Source organism: Streptomyces sp. C (genome assembly GCF_000158895.1).
Classification (GTDB): Bacteria; Actinomycetota; Actinomycetes; order Streptomycetales; family Streptomycetaceae; genus Streptomyces; species Streptomyces racemochromogenes.
In genome coordinates this window covers 2438704-2457481 of the sequence record NZ_GG657750.1, presented here as the reverse complement: position 1 = coordinate 2457481, position 18778 = coordinate 2438704, and the positions used below count along the sequence as shown (strand labels likewise).

14 protein-coding genes, 3 pseudogenes and 1 riboswitch are annotated in these 18778 nt (G+C 74.0%); of the genes and pseudogenes, 5 read left to right on the top strand and 12 right to left on the bottom strand.

The window, feature by feature from the left end; genetic code table 11:
• Positions 1-202: 202 nt before the first annotated feature.
• A pseudogene (locus SSNG_RS10860) lies at positions 203-2251 on the top strand (MFS transporter).
• Positions 2252-2272: 21 nt separating this feature from the next.
• Here SSNG_RS10860 and SSNG_RS39390 read toward each other — a convergent pair.
• Positions 2273-2777 (bottom strand): annotated as a pseudogene (locus tag SSNG_RS39390) (GNAT family N-acetyltransferase); the annotation flags it as partial.
• 124 nt (positions 2778-2901) lie between these two features.
• Here SSNG_RS39390 and SSNG_RS10855 point away from each other — a divergent pair.
• Positions 2902-3297 carry a nuclear transport factor 2 family protein gene (locus tag SSNG_RS10855; RefSeq protein ID WP_007263867.1) on the top strand — a complete coding sequence of 132 codons (396 nt, stop codon included), beginning with the start codon at positions 2902-2904 and terminating at the stop codon, positions 3295-3297.
• A 60-nt stretch (positions 3298-3357) separates the two neighbouring features.
• On the opposite strand, the gene SSNG_RS10850 is transcribed toward SSNG_RS10855, so the two are convergent.
• Entirely contained in the window at positions 3358-3696 is a 339-nt protein-coding gene (locus SSNG_RS10850; RefSeq protein ID WP_042803288.1) for an antibiotic biosynthesis monooxygenase, read from the bottom strand.
• Between the two features lie 175 nt (positions 3697-3871).
• Here SSNG_RS10850 and SSNG_RS10845 point away from each other — a divergent pair, with 175 nt between their 5' ends.
• On the top strand, positions 3872-5857 hold the full coding sequence (locus SSNG_RS10845; protein WP_050779853.1) for a bifunctional glycosyltransferase 87/phosphatase PAP2 family protein: 1986 nt from the start codon (positions 3872-3874) through the stop codon (positions 5855-5857).
• Between the two features lie 13 nt (positions 5858-5870).
• Here the strand turns inward: SSNG_RS10845 and SSNG_RS44800 are convergent, their stop codons facing one another.
• Positions 5871-6806 (bottom strand): helix-turn-helix domain-containing protein, encoded by a 936-nt coding sequence (locus tag SSNG_RS44800; protein ID WP_042800853.1) that lies wholly within the window; start codon positions 6804-6806, stop codon positions 5871-5873.
• 108 nt (positions 6807-6914) lie between these two features.
• Between SSNG_RS44800 and SSNG_RS10835 the strand changes: the two genes are divergently transcribed.
• On the top strand, positions 6915-7436 hold the full coding sequence (locus tag SSNG_RS10835) for a PaaI family thioesterase (protein WP_007263863.1): 522 nt from the start codon (positions 6915-6917) through the stop codon (positions 7434-7436).
• A gap of 286 nt (positions 7437-7722) precedes the next feature.
• Here the strand turns inward: SSNG_RS10835 and SSNG_RS10830 are convergent, their stop codons facing one another.
• Positions 7723-8967, bottom strand: a complete 1245-nt coding sequence (locus SSNG_RS10830; protein ID WP_007263862.1) for a cytochrome P450 — start codon at positions 8965-8967, stop codon at positions 7723-7725.
• Positions 8968-9232: 265 nt separating this feature from the next.
• Here SSNG_RS10830 and SSNG_RS10825 point away from each other — a divergent pair, with 265 nt between their 5' ends.
• A complete protein-coding gene (locus SSNG_RS10825) occupies positions 9233-10402 on the top strand; it encodes a steroid 3-ketoacyl-CoA thiolase (protein WP_007263861.1) in 1170 nt (389 codons plus the stop codon).
• A 110-nt stretch (positions 10403-10512) separates the two neighbouring features.
• Here SSNG_RS10825 and SSNG_RS10820 read toward each other — a convergent pair whose 3' ends face one another.
• From SSNG_RS10820 to SSNG_RS10790, 8 genes and pseudogenes are all read right to left on the bottom strand, one after another.
• Positions 10513-10968, bottom strand: a complete 456-nt coding sequence (locus tag SSNG_RS10820) for a transglycosylase SLT domain-containing protein (RefSeq protein WP_007263860.1) — start codon at positions 10966-10968, stop codon at positions 10513-10515.
• A gap of 268 nt (positions 10969-11236) precedes the next feature.
• Positions 11237-12106: an ECF transporter S component gene (locus tag SSNG_RS10815; protein ID WP_007263859.1), complete on the bottom strand. Its 870-nt coding sequence runs from the start codon at positions 12104-12106 to the stop codon at positions 11237-11239.
• The gene (locus SSNG_RS10810) at positions 12103-13497 is read right to left on the bottom strand and encodes an ATP-binding cassette domain-containing protein (protein ID WP_241695022.1); all 1395 of its coding nucleotides are present in this window, start codon (positions 13495-13497) and stop codon (positions 12103-12105) included. Before SSNG_RS10810 ends, SSNG_RS10815 begins: the two co-directional genes overlap by 4 nt.
• Before the next feature lie 100 nt (positions 13498-13597).
• A pseudogene (locus SSNG_RS43685) lies at positions 13598-14011 on the bottom strand (ABC transporter ATP-binding protein); the annotation flags it as partial.
• 20 nt (positions 14012-14031) lie between these two features.
• On the bottom strand, positions 14032-15255 hold the full coding sequence (locus SSNG_RS10805) for a hypothetical protein (protein ID WP_007263857.1): 1224 nt from the start codon (positions 15253-15255) through the stop codon (positions 14032-14034).
• Entirely contained in the window at positions 15252-15977 is a 726-nt protein-coding gene (locus SSNG_RS10800; protein WP_050779596.1) for an SCO2322 family protein, read from the bottom strand. The genes SSNG_RS10805 and SSNG_RS10800 overlap by 4 nt, the downstream gene beginning before the upstream one ends.
• On the bottom strand, positions 15974-17212 hold the full coding sequence (locus SSNG_RS10795; RefSeq protein WP_042800851.1) for a prenyltransferase/squalene oxidase repeat-containing protein: 1239 nt from the start codon (positions 17210-17212) through the stop codon (positions 15974-15976). The genes SSNG_RS10800 and SSNG_RS10795 overlap by 4 nt, the downstream gene beginning before the upstream one ends.
• 129 nt (positions 17213-17341) lie before the next feature.
• Positions 17342-17420: riboswitch (cobalamin riboswitch) on the bottom strand.
• Positions 17421-17525: 105 nt separating this feature from the next.
• Positions 17526-18575: an MBL fold metallo-hydrolase gene (locus SSNG_RS10790; protein ID WP_007263854.1), complete on the bottom strand. Its 1050-nt coding sequence runs from the start codon at positions 18573-18575 to the stop codon at positions 17526-17528.
• Positions 18576-18778: the final 203 nt, after the last annotated feature.

The window sequence follows — 18778 nt, the reverse complement described above, 5'->3', positions numbered from 1 at the left end:
TTGAACCCCACGCCCCGCCCACACTCGCAGCCGACGCCCACGGCGCCGCATTCCGGACAGCGCTCTGCGCTCACTGGGTACCCCTCCCTGGACACTGCCAGCGATTATGCAGACCCCTCCGGCCCCACCCAACCCTTCCGAGAGGCCATAACCGGACACACCGCTCAGGATGGAGGTGTTGATCCGGCCTGAGGAGGAGCCGATGGCTCAGGATGTGACCGCGTCGGCGGTGGACCCGAAGCCCGCCGCCGAGCACGCCTCACGCGAGGTGCTCGTCTCGATCGGGGCCCTGCTGCTGGGCCTGCTGATCTCCGCACTCGACCAGACCATCGTCTCCACCGCCCTCCCCACGATCGTCAGCGACCTCGGCGGCATGGAGCACCTGTCCTGGGTGGTGACCGCCTACATGCTGGCGTCCACCGCCGCGACACCCCTGTGGGGCAAGCTCGGCGACCAGTACGGGCGCAAGAAGCTCTTCCAGGCCGCCATCGTCATCTTCCTGATCGGGTCCGCCCTCTGCGGCCTCGCCCAGAACATGCCCCAGCTCATCGGCTACCGGGCCCTGCAGGGCCTCGGCGGCGGCGGACTGATGGTGCTGTCGATGGCGATCGTCGGCGACATCGTCCCGCCCCGCGAACGCGGCAAGTACCAGGGGCTCTTCGGCGCGGTCTTCGGTGCGACCAGTGTGCTCGGGCCCCTGCTGGGCGGCCTGTTCGTGGACCACCTCTCCTGGCGCTGGGTCTTCTACATCAACCTCCCCATCGGTCTCGTCGCGCTCGTCGTCATCGCCGCCGCCCTGCACATCCCGGCCCGCTCCTCCCGGCACACCATCGACTACCTCGGCACCTTCCTCATCGCCTCCGTCGCCACCTGCCTCGTGCTCGTCGCGTCCCTCGGCGGCACCTGGGGCTGGGGCTCGGACCGGATCATCGGGCTGGCGGTCCTCGGCGCCGTCCTCCTCATCGCCTTCCTCCTCGTCGAGCGGCGGGCCGCCGAACCCGTCCTGCCCCTGGGGCTGTTCCGGATCCGCACCTTCACCCTCTGCTCGGTGATCAGCTTCGTCATCGGCTTCGCCATGTTCGGCGCGATGGTCTACCTGCCGACCTTCCTCCAGGTCGTGCGGGGCGTCTCACCGACCATGTCGGGCGTCCACATGCTGCCGATGGTGTTCGGCCTGCTGATCGCCTCCACCCTCTCGGGGCAGGTCGTCAGCCGCACCGGCCGCTGGAAGGTGTTCCCGATCGCCGGTACGGCCGTCACCGCCGTCGGCCTCCTGCTCCTGCACCAGCTGGAGCGCACCAGCTCCGACTGGGAGACGAGCGCCTACTTCTTCGTCTTCGGCGTCGGCCTCGGACTGGTCATACTTTTTTTCTGACTCGTCGTGCAGAACGCGGTCAGCTACGCCGACCTCGGGGTCGCCACCTCCGGCGCCACCTTCTTCCGCTCCATCGGCGCCTCCTTCGGCGTCGCCATCTTCGGCACGGTCTTCACCAACCGGCTCGGCGACAAACTGGACGCCGCCCTCGCCGGCGTCCCGCTGCCGCCCGCCGCGACGCCCGCACGGCTGGAGGCCGACCCCCGGGCCATCGGCGGGCTCCCGCCCGCCCTGCGCCCCAGGGTGCTGGACGCCTACTCCTCCGCCATCACCGACGTCTTCCTCTACGCGGTGCCCGTGGTCCTGCTCGCCTTCCTCATCTCCTGGTTCCTGAAGGAGGACAAGCTCCGCGCTTCCGTCACCGCGCCCGATGTGACGGAGACCCTCGCCTCCAACCCCGTGCACCGCTCCTCGCACGAGGAGGTGGCCCGCGCGCTGTCCGTGCTCGGCACCCGCGAAGGCCGCCGCCACGTCTACGAGAAGATCACCGCGAAGGCCGGCTACGACCTGCTGCCCGCCGCCAGCTGGATGCTGCTGCGGATCAACAAGTACGGCTCCGTCGAACCGGCCCTGCTGGCGGAGCGCACCGCCGTCCCGCTCAAGGTCGTCACGGACGCCGCCCGCCAGACCGAGGAGCGCGGATTCGCCACCCGGGAGGGGCTCGGGCTCGTCCTCACCGACCGGGGCAGGGAGGTGGCGGGCAGGCTCGCGCAGGCGCGGCAGGAGTCCCTGGCCGAGCTGCTCGGCGACTGGTGGGGTCCGGACCGGCCCACCGACCTCATCAAGCTGGTCGAGGAACTCAACCGGGAGCTCTGCGGATCCGACGCCGAGGAGCCCTACGACGCGCTGCCGCGCCGGGACCACTCCGCTCACTAGGACGCGGACGCCACCGGGTAAGAGGTCCTTCTCGAACCAGTGCTGGGCGTACGGCCCGGAGTTGTACGCGGGTATCTCCCGGTATCCGTGGCGCGCGTACAGGGCGCGGGCCTCCACCAGGTCCGTACGGGTGTCCAGGCGCATCCGCGCGGCGCCCAGCCCGCGGGCGGCCTCCTTCCAGCGCGGCCAGTAGCGCCGCCCCGCCGCCGGTGCCCCGGGCGCGCCGGTCCACGTACACCCGGGTCAGCTCGGCGGTGGCCGGGTCGAGCAGGCGTATGCCGCCGCACGCCAGCGCCCGCCCGTCGAGCCGGCCGACCACGAACTGCCCCGTCGGGGGCGCGAGCTCGTCGGCCGGGAAGTCCAGCATCCCCTGGTCGATCTCGGCCTCGGTGACGGACCGCTTCCAGTAACGCCCGGCGACCTCCGCGTAGTAGGCCCGCCGCAGCACCGTCGCGTCCGGGGTGGTGAAGGGCTCCGCCACCACCTCCCACCTGCTGTTCCCGGGGGGTGTGGCACCTGTCGTCATGATCGGGTTCCTGTCCATGGCGTCATTGTGCAGCGCCCCCCGGAGCCCCCGCGTGGAATATCCACAGGCACGGACCGATGATGAGGAAAGGCGCTAATCGCACAAACGGAGGGTGTGAACCGTCATGTCGGAGCATCCGGACTGTGCCCTGATCCGCCGCGGCTACGAGGCCTTCGGCAAGGGCGACATGGAGACCCTGGGCACGCTGATGACGGCCGACGTCATCCACCACGTGCCCGGCAACAACAGGCTCTCGGGGCACCACAAGGGCCGGGAAGCCGTCCTCGATCTCTACCGCCGCCTCGGGGAGGAGACCAACGGCACCCTCCGGGTCCGCCTGGAGAACGTCATGGTGGACGGCCGCGGCCACGCGATGTCCGTGCACCTCGCCCAGGGCGACCGCGGCGACCGGGGCATCGAGATCCACGAAGGGCTCTTCTTCACCATCGTCGGCGGCAAGATCACCGACATCGACCAGTGCACCCAGGACATCGACGAGAGCGACGCCTTCTGGGCCTGAGGAGACGGGCGGGGGCCCGGGGCGACGCGCCCCGGGCCCCCGCCCCGCGTTCCGGAGGCGTCAGGCCTTCTTCGGCGCCGCCTGCTGCACGACCTCGAACGACCACACCTGCGACCCGGAAGCCGCCGGCTTCGGCCGCTCCCCACCGGCCCCGCCCGCGCCGCCGCCGCCCTGGTGCGCCGCCTTCATCGGACCCTCCATCCACGCCTGGAAGTCCTCCTCCGACCGCCACCGGGTGTACACGAGGTACTGGTCCGTACCCTCGATCGGCCGCAGCAGCTCGAACCACTCGAACCCGTCCGAACCCTCCACCGCGCCCGCCCGCGAGGCGAACCGCTGCTCCAGCAGCTCCCGCTGCTCGTCCGGGACGGTCAGCGCGTTGATCTTCACGATGCTCATGCCCGCCATCCTAGGGATCCCGCCCGGGATATCGTCGTCCAGGCAGTCCAGGTAATGGAACGGGGCACGACGCGCGGCAGCCAGGCGAAGCGACAGTGGCGGTCGACAGGGCGGAGGGCGGCGGGGCGTGGCTGATGCGGTGGAGCGCGGTGGTGCCGGGGGACATGCCGGGGTCATAGGCGGTGGCGGCCGGCTCGGGGCGGTACGGATCCTGCTGTGGGCGCTCGCCGCGGTCCTCGGCGTCAGACAGGCCGCCGCGGTGCTGCGCGTGCCGCCCGGCGAGTGGCTCAGCGGCCTCGACCTCCCCGGCAGCCTGCCCGGACCGCTCTACGGCGCCGGGCAGTTCACCGGAACCCCCTTCGCCGGGCTCGTCCTCAAACCGCTCGCCGGCCTCGCCGCCCCCTCCCTGGAGGTGGCCTGGACCTGCGTGACGCTGCTCCTCGTCGCCGGCGTCGGCCTCGTCGCCGCGCGGGCGCTCCCCGACCCCGTGCCCCGCCGCACCGCGCTGCTCGCCGCACCCGCGCTGGTCGCGCTGATGATGGCCTCCCTCCCCGTCCGCGAGGCCGCCTCACCCGGGCAGACCGCCGTCCTGCCCGTCCTGCTGGTGCTCCTCGCCGTGTTCCGGGTCCCCGGCGGCCGCCCCGCCGGCTTCCTCGCCGGCCTCGCCGCCGCCCTCCAGCCCGCGCTGCTGCTCTTCGCCCCGCTGCTCTGGCTCACCGGCCGCCGCCCGGCCGCCCGGGCCGCCGCCGTGACCTTCGCCGGCGCCACCGCGCTGTCCTGGGCCTCGCTGCCGCGCGACTCGTGGACGTACTGGGTCGAGTACCTCGCCGGCACCGGCCTCGGCGCCGCCCCCGACGCCCTCGCCAACCAGTCCCTGCACGGCGCCCTCCTGCGCCTCGGCCTCAGCGGCCCCGGCGAGATCGCCCTCGCCCTCGCGCTCGCCGCCGCCGTCGCCTGGACCGGCCTGCGCCGCGCGGTCCGCTACGCCCGCGACGGCCAGCTGCTGCTCGCCGTCGCCGTCACCGGCTGCGTCGCCGTCGCCGTGTCCCCGGCCGGCTGGCGCCACCAGCTGCTGTGGGTGCTCCTCGCCGTGGCCGGCAAGGTGGGCACGCGCGCCGCCGACCGCCGGGTGTGGCCCGTCGCCGTCGTGCTGGCCGTGAGCCTGCCGAGCGCGGTACTGCTTCCCAACCTGGCCGCGCTGGCCCCCGTACGCGACAACGTGCTGCTCCTCGCGGCCCTCGCGGCGGCCTGCGCCGTGCCGTTCCTGCCGCGCTCCTCCCCGTACTGGCGCCGGCCCGTTCCCACCGCCTACGCCGAGCCCCCCGGCGCGCGGTGGTCCCGGATCCCGCTGCTGCCGTTCTGGAGGCGGGTGAACTCGCGCCCCAACCTGCTGCTGGAACTGCTGCTGATACGGGTCGGCTACTCGATCTACTCGCACATCCGCGCCGCGGCCCCCACCAGCCGCTCCCTCGCCGAGGGCAACGGCGGCCAGATCCTCGGGATCGAGCGGGCGCTCGGCATCGACATCGAACACGCCGTCAACCGGGCCGTGGTGGACACGCCCTGGCTGGAGGCCTCCTTCAACTTCTACTACACCTCCTTCCACTTCGTCGTCCCGCTCACCATCCTCGCCGTCCTGTACTGGCGCCGCCCCGCCGACTACCGCTGGGCGCGCGCCTCCCTCGGGCTGGCCACCGTCCTGGCGCTGGCGGGCTTCTGGCTGTACCCGCTCGCGCCGCCGCGCCTCATGCCCGGCCTCGGCTTCGTCGACACCGTGCACGGGGTCCAGGACCTGGCCAACCCCTCCTACGGGGCGATGACCGCGATCTCCAACCAGTACGCGGCGATGCCCTCGCTGCACTTCGGCTGGTCCCTGTGGTGCGGAACCGTGATCGTGGTCCTCGCGCCCCGGGGGTGGCAGAAGCTGCTCGGCGCCCTCCACCCGCTGGTCACGGTGTGCGCGATCGTCGCCACCGCCAACCACTGGGTGCTCGACGCGGTCGGCGGCGCGGCCGTCGTCGCCGCCGGCTTCGGGCTGGTCCACGCGCTGTCCGGGCCGCGCGGGCTGAAAGCACCCGTCCCCGGCCAGCGCCGCACCGCCGCGGACTCCCCGGATTCGGCGGATCCGGTACGCACCCCCGCGCGCTCGGGGCGCTCCTAGCGCGCCCGGGTTCCTACGCCCGCCCCCGGTGCAGCAGCGCGCGCAGCGGGCCGGGGCTCTCGTAGCCGACCCGGCGGGCGACCGCGGAGAGCGGCAGCGCGGTGGTGCGCAGCAGGTGCTCGGCCTGCTCGACCCGCAGGTCCTGGACCAGGCGGATCGGGGACCGGCCCAGGGTGCGGGCCATGGTGCGCTGGAGGGTGCGCTCGCTGACGCCGAGGTCGCGCGCCGCGTCGGCGATGGACAGCGGCTCCTCGATGCGGGCGCGCACCCACCGTTCGAAGGCGGCGACCAGCGGCTCGTGCCGGGCCATGGCGCTGGGGATCATGTACGCGGCCTGCGAGGCCCGGTCGTCGACCACCAGGTAGCGCCGCACCAGGTCCGCCAGGGCCGGGCTGCGCCCGGCGACGACGGCCAGCGCCAGGTCGAGGTGGCTGAACGCGGCGCCGGCCGTGGTGACCCCGTCCGAGGTCGTCACCATCCGGGTCTCCTCCAGCGTCACCCGCCGGTAGCGCTCGCGGAACACCGGGGCGAGCCACCAGCTCGTCGTGGCCCGCAGCCCGTCCAGGACGCCGGACTCGGCGAGCAGGAAGGTGCCGGTGCAGGAGGAGGCGAGCGGGGTGCGCCGCTCGCGGGCCCCGGCCAGGATCCGGCGGGCCGTGCGCTGCCCGGGCGCGGCGACGGCCTCCAGCAGTGCGGAGGGGCGGCGCTCCATCAGGGCGGGAAGGACGAGCAGCCCGGCGTCCTCCGCCTCGCGGGCGGGCTCGGTGTCGATGCGGTGGCCCAGGCCGCTGCGGACGCGTCGGCGCACGCCGACCGTGCGGACGTCGAAGGCGGGCGGGGCGGCTCCGGGGAGCTCGCGGCGCAGGGCGTTGGCGGTGTGCAGCACGTCCAGGACGGCGGAGATCCCGGAGTCGAAGACCCCGTCGAGGGCCAGTACGGCGACTTTCACCGGCCCAGGGTAGTTCCGGTGCGCGGGTCGCCGGGGTGTCGGAATCCATTCGTAAGCCGCCGGATCCGACACTCCCGGGCGGGGGGCGCCCCGCCTAGGGTCGATGGCATGACCACGTATCGCACCGCCGCCCCCGAGGGCCTGCGCAGCCGTACCCACACCTGGGAGCCCAGGCCCGCGACCACCCCGGAGATCCTCGGCATGAGCGGCCTGGAGATCCTCCGGGCGGCGCTGGAGGGCACCCTGCCGGCCGCCTCGATCATGAGCACCCTGGGCTTCCGGCTCACCGAGGTCGAGGAGGGCTCCGTCGTCTTCGAGGGGGACCCCGGCGACCACCTGCTCAACCCGATGGGCACGGTCCACGGCGGTTTCCTCGCGACCCTGCTGGACTCGGCGCTCGGTTCGGCCGTGATGACCCGGCTTCCGGCGGGTACCGCCTACACCACCGTCCAGCTGGGGGTCCACATGATCCGCCCGGTCCTGGCGGACACCCCCGCCCTGCGCTGCGAGGGCACGGCCCTGCACGTCGGCCGTACCACCGCCACCGCGGAGGCCCGGGTCGTCGGCACGCACGACGGCAAGCTCTACGCCCACGGGACGACGACCTGCGCGGTCCTGCGACCGGCCTGACGGAGGGGCACGCGGCCCGCCTGACGGAGGGGCACGCGGCCTGCCCTGACGGAGGGGCACGCGGCCCGGGCGGGGCGTGCATTGGCCGAAGGAACGCCGGGGCATGGTGTCCCCGGCGCCCCTTCGGTGGATCGTCGCGTCCTGTCAGGATCGGCCAGGTCCCGGGATTCCGCCACTCGGGGGATCACCGCACCGGCGGACGGCAGGGGCCGGGGCGTGGGTGTGGCGGCCCCTGCCGTCCTGGTTCACGGGCCGGCTCGCGCCGGCCCGCAGTCTTGTGGGTCCGTCAGCCCGCGCTGACGCGGAGCTCCTTGATGCCGTTGAGCCAGGCCGCGCGGAGCCGCCGCGGGCCGTCCGAGGCGGCGTGCAGGTCGGGCAGGACGTCGGCCAGGGCGTTGAAGATCAGGTCGATCTCCAGGATCGCCAGGGACTTGCCGAGGCAGAAGTGCGGGCCTCCGCCGCCGAAGCCGAGGTGGGGGTTCGGGTCGCGGGTGATGTCGAAGGCGTCCGGGTTCTCGAAGACCTCGGGGTCGTGGTTGGCCGAGGAGTAGAAGAGCCCCACCCGGTCGCCGGCCTTGATCTTCTGGCCGCCGAGTTCGGTGTCCCGGGTGGCGGTGCGCTGGAAGGACACCACGGGCGTGGCCCAGCGCACGATCTCCTCGGCGGCGGTCGACGGCCGGGTCGCCTTGTACAGCTCCCACTGTTCGGGGTGGGTGAGGAAGGCGTGCATGCCGTGGCTGATGGCGTTGCGGGTGGTCTCGTTGCCCGCGACCGCCAGCAGCAGGACGAAGAGGCCGAACTCGTCGGAGCGCAGGTTGCCCTCGCCCTCCGCCGCCACCAGCTGCGTGACGATGTCCTTGGCCGGGCACTCCTTGCGCTCGGCGGCGAGGTTCATCGCGTAGCCGATGAGCTCCACGGCCGCGTTGGAGCCGACCTCCTCGGTGATCGCGTACTCGGGGTCGTCGTACGCGATCATCTTGTTCGACCAGTCGAAGATCCGGGAGCGGTCCTCCTGCGGTACGCCGATGAGTTCGGCGATCGCCTGGAGGGGGAGTTCGCACGCGACCTGCGTGACGAAGTCGAACGAGCCGTCCGCGGAGGCCTCCCGGGCCTCCTCCACGATCTTCCGGGCCCGGTCGCGCAGGGCCTGCTCCAGGCCGCGGATGGCGCGCGGGGTGAAGCCGCGCTGCACGATCTGGCGTACGCGGGTGTGCTCCGGCGGATCCATGTTCAGCATGATCAGGCGCTGGGCATCTATCTGTTCGCGCTGGATGTGCTCGTTGAAGCGGATGATGGCCGTGTTGGTGGTGGAGGAGAACAGCTCCGGGTGCGTGGAGACGTACTTGACGTCCGCGTGCCGGGTGACGGCCCAGTAGCCCTCGTCGTCGAACCCGGTGACGCCCCGCCGCTGAGGGCACCACCACACGGGCGCGGTCTGCCGCAGCTGAGCGAACTCCGGGAAGGGGACGCGGTCCTGGAGGATGTCGGGGTCGGTGGCGTCGAAGCCTTCGGGCAGCGCGGGACAGGGCATCGGGCGACTCCAAGGTCTGACGAAGGTCTGACGGCCCATCAGATGTTGGCTTGAAGGTAGTAACGAGTTCTAGAAGCCACAAGGGCTCTCGCGCCAACTGTTGCGTGTGGAATCCGTGTAAGCCGCGTGCAAGACCCTTGCGTGCCGGGCGCCGAGGTCATAAGACTGCGGGGGAGAAGTAGAACGCGTACTAGTTCGCGCGGGGCAGTCGCCGGACGGCCCGCCACGCCGGCGCTGTGCAGAGTGTGCAGGAGAGGACGAGCTCATGGCCGCGGAACCCGTCATCGTCGAAGCCGTACGCACCCCCATCGGGAAACGCGGGGGAGCCCTGGCCAACCTCCATCCCGCCTACCTGCTCGGCGAGACCTACCGCGAGCTCCTGGCCCGAACCGGAATCCAGCCCGACTGCGTCGAGCAGATCGTCGGCGGCACCGTCACCCACGCCGGCGAGCAGTCCATGAACCCCGCCCGCAACGCCTGGCTCGCCATGGGACTCCCCTACGAGACCGCCGCGACCACCGTCGACTGCCAGTGCGGCAGCTCCCAGCAGGCCAACCACATGGTCGCCAACATGATCTCCGGCGGGGTCGTCGACATCGGCATCGCCTGCGGGGTCGAGGCCATGAGCCGCGTCCCCCTCGGCTCCGGCTCCAAGCACGGCCCGGGCAAGCCCTTCCCGGACGAGTGGAACGTCGACCTCCCCAACCAGTTCGAGGCCGCCGAGCGGATCGCCCGCCACCGGGGCCTGACCCGCGAGGACGTCGACCGGCTCGGCGTGCTCTCGCAGGAGCGGGCCGCCACCGCCTGGGCCGAGGAGCGCTTCAAGCGCGAGACCTTCGCCGTCCAGGTCCCGACGACGGAGGAGGAGCAGGCCGCCGGCCAGGGCATGTGGCGGCTCGTCGACCGGGACGAGGGGCTGCGCGACACCAGCATGGAGGGCCTGGCCCGGCTCAAGCCGGTCATGCCGACCGCCGTGCACACCGCCGGGAACTCCTCCCAGATATCCGACGGCGCCGCCGCCGTGATGTGGGCCTCGCGCAAGATGGCCCGCGCGCTCAAGCTCAAGCCGCGCGCCCGGATCGTCGCCCAGGCGCTGGTGGGCTCCGACCCGCACTTCCACCTGGACGGCCCGATCGACGCGACCCGGGCCGTGCTCGGCAAGGCCGGGATGTCCCTCAAGGACATCGACCTCGTCGAGATCAACGAGGCCTTCGCCTCGGTCGTCCTCAGCTGGGCGCAGGTCTTCGGCCAGGACCTGGAGAAGGTCAACGTGAACGGCGGCGGCATCGCCCTCGGCCACCCCGTCGGCGCCACCGGCGCCCGGCTGATCACCACCGCGCTGCACGAGCTGGAGCGGCGCGACAAGGAATTCGCGCTGATCACCATGTGCGCGGGCGGCGCGCTGGCGACGGGCACGATCATCCAGCGCCTGTGACGCAGGATCCGGGCGCCCGCTGAACCCCGTGGGATGGGATGCGGAAGGCCCCGGTGGCCGGACCTGGGGAGGCCGGCCACCGGGGCCTTCACATGTCTGCTGCCGCTGGTCTAGTACCAGTGGTTGGCCTGCCAGAAGTTCCAGGCCCCGACCGGGCTGCCGTAGCGCTCGTTCATGTAGTCCAGGCCCCACTTGATCTGGGTGGCCGGGTTCGTCTTCCAGTCCGAGCCCGCGGAGGACATCTTCGACGCGGGCAGCGCCTGGACCAGGCCATAAGCACCGGAGGAGGAGTTCGTGGCGGTGTAGTCCCAGCCGCTCTCGTGCGTGACGATCTTGTCGAAGGCGGCGAACTGGGCCGGGTCCTTGATCATCTGCTGGGCGATCGCCTTGGCACCCGTCGGAGCGGCCTGCGCCGGGACGGTGGCGAGCATGGAACCCGCAACCCCCAGGGCGAGGACGGTACCGGCGAGGGCCTTCTTCGAAGCGGCGATGCGGCGGATGACGGCGTTGGACACGGAGCAAACCTTCCGACGGGAACAGGGACGGTCGCCGCATGCCGAAGACATGCGTGAGCCACTCACACGGGTGGGAGGGGATCTACCGGCGGGGGGCGGTACGCCCCGGCCGCCTCGGCGACAACACCAGTTAGCCAGCCCCCCGCCGCCCTGGCAACGCCCCCCACCTACTAACCCCCCTCGCAGACCCGGACCTTCGACCCGGGCGGGAGGGCGTGCGGGGGCGGGCCGGCCGGGCTACTACCCCGGGCCGGATGTGACGTGGGTCCTGTGGGCCGCCTCACCGGCCGAGGGCCCCAATGTCACCCTGCGTGGCCGTTCAGCGCCTTTGCGGTGGGTGTCCCCCGTCACTTCCGGCCCCCGAATCGAAGGAGACGGGCGCGTCGAACGCGGCTTTCCGAGTCGCCCGGCGCAGCGCCCTCAGCAGCGTGCCGCCGAGGGTGAGCGTGAGTACGACCGTCAGCGCGGCCCGCCCCAGGTCCCAGCCCACCGAGGTCGCCAGGCAGTACGCGGCGAAGCGCGCCAGGTTCTGCGGCACCGGGTCGCCGGGGTGGAAGGAGATCCCCTGCCCCATGCCCTGCAGGAGCACCCAGCCCTGCAGGTTCATGACCGTGCCGTACGCGAAGGAGCCCAGGAACCCGTACGCGGCGAGCATCGCCAGCTCGGCCCGCCCCCGCATCCTCTCCGGCCCCGGCAGCAGCCCGGCGCCCAGCGAGAACCAGCCCAGCGCCAGCATCTGGAACGGCATCCACGGCCCGACCCCGCCCGTGAGCAGCGCGGACGCGAACATCGTGACGGAGCCGAGGACGAAGCCGAAGCCGGGACCGAGGACGCGGCCGCTGAGCACCATCAGGAAGAACATGGGCTCCAGGCCGGCCGTGCCCGCACCCAGCGGCCGCAGCGCCGCCCCCACGGCGGCGAGCACCCCGAGCATGGCGACGGCCTTGGAGTCCATGCCGTTGTCGGCGATGGTCGCGACGACCACGGCGACGAGGAGGGGGAGCAGCGCGGCGAACAGCCACGGCGCGTCCTGGGAGTGGGCCAGGCCGGACTGGCGGTCGGCGAGCAGGGGCCAGCCGAAGGCGGCGATGCCGATGAGGGTGACCAGGACCAGGGCCGCGGCGGCGCGGGGGCCGATGCGGACGGGGCGGGGCGTCGCGGGGGGCTGCGTCGCGGGGGGCTGCGTCACGGGGTGGTCTCCAGGGCGGCGGCGACCTGGGACACCGTGAGCCAGTGGCCCGGGGCCAGGATCTTCGCCACCTGGGGCGCGAAGGCGGGCGAGGAGACGACGACCTCGGCCGTCGGGCCGTCCGCGACGATCTCCCCGCCCGCCAGGATGACCACCCGGTGGGCCAGCTCGGCGGCCAGCTCGACGTCGTGCGTCGCCAGGACGATGGCGTGGCCGTCGGCGGCGAGCCCGCGCAGGGTCGCCACCAGGCGGGCCTTGGCCGCGTAGTCCAGACCGCGGGTCGGCTCGTCGAGGAGGAGCAGGGCCGGGCGGGCCGTCAGCACCAGGGCCAGGGCCAGGGTCAGGCGCTGCCCCTCGGACAGGTCCCGGGGGTGGGTGTCGTCCGGCACCCCGGGCAGCAGGTCGCCGACCAGGGCCCGGCAGGTGCCGGGGGCCGCCCCGGCGTCGGCGTCGGCGGCGGCGCACTCGGCGGCGACGGTGTCGGCGTAGAGGAGGTCACGGGGCTCCTGCGGCACCAGGCCGACCCGGCGGACCATCTCCGGGGGCGGGGTGCGGTGCGGGGTCCGGCCGCCGACGGTCACCTGGCCGGTGGAGGGGGCGAGGGTGCCGGTGAGGGCGGCGAGGAGGGTGGACTTGCCGGCGCCGTTGCGGCCCATGAGGGCGACGGTCTCGCCGGGGGCCACCTGGAGGGTGACGTCGTGGAGGACCTCGGTGCGGGCGCGGCGCACGCCGAGGTTCCTCGCGGAGGCGGCGGGGGCGTCCGCCGGGCCGGCGGGCCCGGCGCCCTGCGGCTTCGGGCGGCGCCCGGCCAGGCGGCGGAGCCGGGCGAGGGGGCCGGTGGCGGTGCCCGCCGGAGCCGGGGCCGGGCCTGCGGGTGCGGGCGCCGCTGCGCGGGGCTGGTCCCCTACCCGCCCTTCGCCCGTTCCCCGGGGCTGCGCCCCGGACCCCCTGGGGGCTCCGCCCCCGGACCCCCGCGCCTCAAACGCCGGCGGGGCTGGAATTCGCTGCGCGGATCCAGCCCGCGCGGCGTTTGAGCGCACCGGGCGCGCAGCGCCCGGCTCTTCCCGCGCAGCGGCGACGCCCGGCGCGCCCGACAGACCCGGCCGGAGGAGGGAAGGCAGGCGGGATTTCAGGGGGCCCGACAGCCGGCGGGCGTCGCGGATCGACAGGGGGAGCGGGGTCCAGCCCGCGAGGCGGCCCAGGGAGACCACCGGGGGGTGGACCGGGGAGACGGCCATGATCTCGGCCGGGGTGCCCAGCAGCGGGGCCTCGCCCGGGGACGGGAGGAGCAGGACGCGGTCGGCGTACTGGACCACCCGCTCCAGGCGGTGCTCCGCCATCAGCACCGTCGTGCCCAGGTCGTGCACCAGACGCTGAAGCCCCGCCGGCACCTCCTCCGCCGCCGCCGGGTCCAGCGCGTAGTTTTAATAAGTCCAGGACGAGCACCTTCGGGTGCGTCGTCAGGACCGAACCGATCGCCACCCGCTGCTGCTGGCCCCCGGAGAGCGTCGCGATCGGGCGGTCGCGGAGTTCGTTCAGGCCGAGCAGGTCGAGGGTCTCCTCCACCCGGCGCCGCATCACCGCGGGCGGCAGGCCCAGGGACTCCATCCCGTACGCCAGCTCGTCCTCCACCACGTCCGTCACGAAGTGGGCCACGGGATCCTGCCCGACCGTGCCCACCACGTCCGCCAGCTCGCGCGGCATGTGCGTACGGGTGTCCCGGCCCGCGACCGTCACCCGCCCGCGCAGCGTCCCGCCGGTGAAGTGCGGGACCAGGCCGGACACGGCCCCCAGCAGGGTCGACTTGCCGACGCCCGACGGGCCGACGAGGAGCGTCAGCTCCCCTTCCGGGAGGGTGAAGTCCGCGTCGCGGAGGGACGGCCGCGCGGCGCCGTCGTACGTCACCGACACCTGATCGAAGCGGATCAACGGGAGGACTCCTCGGAAGGTACGGGGGCCACGAAGGCCGGAAGCAGGCCGATCAGGACCGCCGCCGCGGGCCACAGCGGCAGCGCGGGCGCGACCAGCGGGACCACGCCCGGCCGCAGCCCCTCCGGGTCCACCGACGCCGCGTGGACCAGCAGCGCCGCGACCGCCGCGCCCGAACCGGCGACCAGCCAGGCCCGCACCCCCCACCGGTCCGGCCGGTACCGGGTGCGGATGCTGCGCCGTCCGCCGAGCCGCAGCCCCGCGAGGGCCAGCACGAGGCCGATGCCGAGCACGGGCAGCCCGTACCCGGCACCCTCCGCCGCGAGCAGCCCGTACGTGCCGGCGCACATGCCGAGCAGCCCGCCCAGGGTGAGGGCGTTGGTGGTGCGCCGCACGGCCGGCGGGACCTGCGCGGTACGCCCGTAGCCGCGCGCGTCCATCGACGCGGCGATGGCGACGGAACGTTCCAGGGCCCCCTCCAGCACCGGCAGCCCGATCTGGAGGACGGCCTTCACCCCGCCCGTGGGGCGCCCGCGCAGCCGGCGGGCGGTGCGCAGCCGGGCCACGTCGGCGACCATGTTCGGCGCGAACGTCATGGCCACGATGACGGCCACGCCCGCCTCGTAGAGGGCCGCCGGGAGCGATTTCAGCAGCCGCGCCGGATTGGCCAGCGCGTTCGCCGCGCCCACGCAGATCAGCAGCGTCGCCAGCTTCGCGCCGTCGTAGAGGGCGAAGACCAGCTGCTCGGCGGTGACCCGGCCGCCGAACCGGATGCCCTGCGCCCAGGAGGGCAGCGGGACCTCCGGGAGGGTGAAGAGGGTGTGCGTGCCGGGGATGGGAGAGCCCAGCAGCACGGAGAAGACCAGCCGCAGGCCGATCACGAACAGGCCGAGCTTGACGAACGCCCCGTAGGAACGCGCCCACGGCGCCTGCGTCCGGCGCGCCGCCACCACGTACCCGGCGACGCCGACGATCAGCCCGAGCAGCAGCGGGTTGGTGGTACGGGACGCGGCGGTGGCCAGCCCGAGGGCCCACAGCCACCAGGCCCCCGCGTGCAGGGCGTTCCCACGCCGTGCCTCGGGGGCCCGCCAATGCCTCCGGCGGTCGTACGCCGACCCGTGCGGGGGACCCGGCCGCCCGGCCGCACCGCGCCCGGCCGGGGGTACGTCGGTACGTGCCGCGCCGTGCGTGCACGCGCCGGTGGCGGGGCGCGGCGTCATCGCCTGCGGCGGCGGGACTGCCAGACGGCGGCGGAGCCCAGGGCGAGGACCGCCGCGATGCCCAGGAACAGGCCGGCCGAGGGGCCGCTGCCCGGGGAGTCCGACTCCGCGTCCGCGTCCGCCGAAGCCGAAGCCGAAGCCGAGCCCGAGGCCGCAGCCGAAGCCGAAGCGGAAGGCTTCGGCTGCGACGCGTCCTCGATGGGCTCGCCGCAGCCCGCCCTCGGGTAGCCGGAGATCCCGCACAGCAGCGCCGCGCCGTTGTAGCGCAGCGGCTTCGCCACCTCCGCCAGCGCCTCGGCCGCCGTGGCCGCGGGCGCCAGCTGCGCGCAGGCGGTGCGCGGGGTCCCCTGGGGCGGGGTCTCGCCGGCGGGGGCGTCCTCGGGCACGCCGAAGTCGATGACGAGCGCCACCCGCTTCTTCCCCTCCGCCGGGGCGGTGGCGCCGCAGACGGCCTCGAAGTCGGCTGCGGCGCGCGGCCGGGCCGCCTCGGCGGCGGCGTCCCTGCTCACGGAGAAGCGGAACCCGAGCGTGGCGCCGTCCGCGGGGCGGGCCGTCGAAGGGCCCTGGGTGGCGTACGCCCAGCGGCCGCCCGCACCGTCCCAGAACGACCAGTAGCGGTAGCCCGCCGCCAGGGCGGGGGAGGCCGCGAGCAGGGTCAGTACGAGGCCCAGCACGGCCAGGACGCCGGTGAGCGCACCAGCCGGGGTACGGCGGCGGGTCACTGCTGCTTCTTCCTGCGGCCGCTCAGCAGGATGCCGATGCCCATGCCGGCCGCGGCGCCCGCACCGACGATCCACCAGATGTTCTGGTTGCCGGAGCCCGGCTTCTCCTCGCCCTCCACCTTCTGCGGTTCGGTGTCGGGCGCGACCGGGGCCGGGCCCGTGGCGTTCAGCGCCGCCACCAGGTCGACGCCGCCGAAGGCCTTCGGGTCGGTACCCGTCGCATGGGCGGTCAGGACCAGGGTGGCCAGTGCGGCCGGGTTGCGGTTGGCCCACGCGGTGGAGTTCTTCTGCAGCCACTCCAGGGCGCCCGCCGCCGCCTGCCGGTGCCCGGCCGCAGCCAGGGCGATCACGGCGTCGGCGGTGTTGCCCGTGTCGGCGGTGGGCTGGTCGGAGCCCGGGGTGACGGCCGTCAGGTGGCCGTCCTTCTTCAGCGCCTCGGCCAGGTAGCCGGCCGCGCCCTGGGCCGCGCCCGCCGGGTCGGCCGAACCGGCCGGGCAGGCCAGTGCGGCGGCCGGGGTGTCCGTGGCGGCCGGCTCGACGACGATGCCCTTGCCCAGGGCGGCCAGCGCGGCGGCGGCCGTGGCGTCGGCGTTCGCGGCGAGCTTGCCGTCGGCCGGCTGGTACCCGAAGGCCCCCCGGTCGGAGGCCGGCTCGGCGGAGCAGCCGAGCTGGAAGGAGAGCAGGCCGTCGTACGCGGACTTGCCCGCCTTCGACTTGACCTCGGCGGGCTTCTCACCGGCCGCGGCCAGAGCGCTGATCACGAGGGAGGTGGAGCTGCCCTCGCTGGGGGAGCCCGGCACGTAGGCCCAGCCGCCGTCGTCGTTCTGTACGGACTTCAGCCAGTCCGTCGCCTTCTTGACCTGCGCGTCCTTGCCGCCGAGGGCCTTCATGGCCTGCACGGCGACCGCCGTCGCGTTGGTGTCGTACATCGTCTTGTCGTCGCAGGCCGCGCCGGCGTCCGCGCGGAACGAGGCGAAGCCGCCGCCCGCGCACTGCTGGCCGGTGAGCCAGTCCACGGCCTGCGGTGCGGGCTTCAGGCCCACCGTGCGCTGCGCGAGCAGCGCGAGGGACTGGCGCCACACCCCGTCGTACGTCGGGTCGGCCTTGCCGAACAGGCCCGACGGGACGACGGGCGGCGCGGAGGGCGACGGCGTGTCGGCGAGGGCGGCGGGGGCGGCGCCCACGCAGAGCACGGCGGATGCGGCGAGCGCGGCTGCGCTGCGGCGGACGTTCATGACGGGGCGGGTGCCTCTCGTACGGGGGGCGGGAGACAGGCACGCGCAGGCACCGGGCTCCGGCTCCGTTTACCTCGACGGTGCCGGCCGCCGGGGGCCCCGGCGGCACGAGCCGCGCACTCCGGTACGGGGCATTCCGGCTGCCGTCCCGCGTTCGGCGGGCCGGGTCACGGCTGCGGGTCAGCGCCGGATTCGCACCGGCTTCCCCCCATACGGATGTGTGGACGACGGCCTCACTCTACCGGCCCGTAGCCACCGGGCCCGGTGGCACGGGGGCCCGTACGGGCGGCCCCGGCCCGTCCCGGGCGGCGGGCTACAGCGCCCGGTACGCCACCGGGTCCGTGCCCGGGACGGCCTCCGCCCGGCCCTGCTTCACCAGCCGCCGCAGATGGGCCTCCGCTTCGGAGACGGCGATGTTCCGGGAGCCGTACGGGATCTGCTCCCAGGGCCGGTTCCACTCCATCCGCTCCGCGAGCCCCCAGGGGGTCAGGGGCTCGGCCAGCAGCCGCCACAGCCCGGTCAGCCGCTCCTCGTGGTGCTCCAGCAGCTCCCGTACGCGGGCGGGCGCGTCGGTGAAGGCGTACTGGTGGGCCGGGAGCACCTCGGCGGGCGCCAGGCGGCCGACGCGTTCGAGGGAGTCGAGGTAGTCGCCGAGCGGGTCGGTGACGCGGGTGTCCTCCGGGGCCTCGTACAGGCCGATGTGCGGGGAGATCCCGGGCAGCAGGTGGTCGCCGGAGAAGAGCCGGCCGTTGCCGGGGAGGCCGGCGGGGTGCCGCTCCTCCAGGTGCAGGCAGACGTGGCCGGGCGTGTGCCCGGGGGTCCAGACCGCGCGCAGCCGCCGCCCGGCGAGGGGCAGCAGCTCGCCGGGGACGATCTCCCGGTCGGGCACGGCGGCGCTGAGCCCGGGCAGGGTGCGGACGCGGCCGCTCGCCCGCGCCGCGCGGAGCGGGGCGACGTGCTCCTCGGGCGCCCCGGCGGCGGCCAGCTTCTCGCTCATGTAGTCGAACCAGACGCCGGGCTCGGCGGAGCGGGTCCGCAGGACGACCTCGGTGTCGGCGGCGTGCATCGCGATCCACGCGCCCGAGGCCTCCCGCACCTGCCCGGACAGGCCGTGGTGGTCGGGGTGGTGGTGGGTGATGACCACCCCGTGCACGTCGGCGACGGCGATCCCGAGCGCGCCGAGCCCGGCGGTGAGGGTGTCCCAGGAGGCGGGGTCGTCCCAGCCGGTGTCGATCAGGACGGGCCCGGCGTCGGTGTCGAGGACGTGGACGAGGGTGTGGCCGAGGGGGTTGTCGGGGATCGGGACCTGGATGGCGTGGACACCGCCGCCGTGGTCGGTGACCTGTGGCATGACCTCTGACATGGGTGCTCCCTGGCTGGTTCGGTGGTTCGCTGGTTCGCTGGTTCGCTGGCTCGATCCGCTCCGACGAGAACGCGTTTCAGTAGTAGCCCAAGTCGACTGTTTCCCAAAAGCCCTGACCGCTCATCGGATCATCCGGAGCCCTGCTCCGACCGTGGACTCCTGGAACTAGAACTGGTATCAGTTCTGCGACATCGGTGAGATCG

Excerpts from the sequence above, each read along its gene's own strand:
- SSNG_RS10855 (WP_007263867.1), top strand. The coding sequence starts at position 2,902 with ATGTCGGAGCATCCGGACTGTGCCCTGATCCGCCGCGGCTACGAGGCC.
- SSNG_RS10850 (WP_042803288.1), bottom strand. The coding sequence starts at position 3,696 with ATGAGCATCGTGAAGATCAACGCGCTGACCGTCCCGGACGAGCAGCGG.
- SSNG_RS10835 (WP_007263863.1), top strand. The coding sequence starts at position 6,915 with ATGACCACGTATCGCACCGCCGCCCCCGAGGGCCTGCGCAGCCGTACC.
- SSNG_RS10830 (WP_007263862.1), bottom strand. The coding sequence starts at position 8,967 with ATGCCCTGTCCCGCGCTGCCCGAAGGCTTCGACGCCACCGACCCCGAC.
- SSNG_RS10825 (WP_007263861.1), top strand. The coding sequence starts at position 9,233 with ATGGCCGCGGAACCCGTCATCGTCGAAGCCGTACGCACCCCCATCGGG.
- SSNG_RS10820 (WP_007263860.1), bottom strand. The coding sequence starts at position 10,968 with ATGTCTTCGGCATGCGGCGACCGTCCCTGTTCCCGTCGGAAGGTTTGC.
- SSNG_RS10805 (WP_007263857.1), bottom strand. The coding sequence starts at position 15,255 with ATGACGCCGCGCCCCGCCACCGGCGCGTGCACGCACGGCGCGGCACGT.
- SSNG_RS10795 (WP_042800851.1), bottom strand. The coding sequence starts at position 17,212 with ATGAACGTCCGCCGCAGCGCAGCCGCGCTCGCCGCATCCGCCGTGCTC.
- SSNG_RS10790 (WP_007263854.1), bottom strand. The coding sequence starts at position 18,575 with ATGTCAGAGGTCATGCCACAGGTCACCGACCACGGCGGCGGTGTCCAC.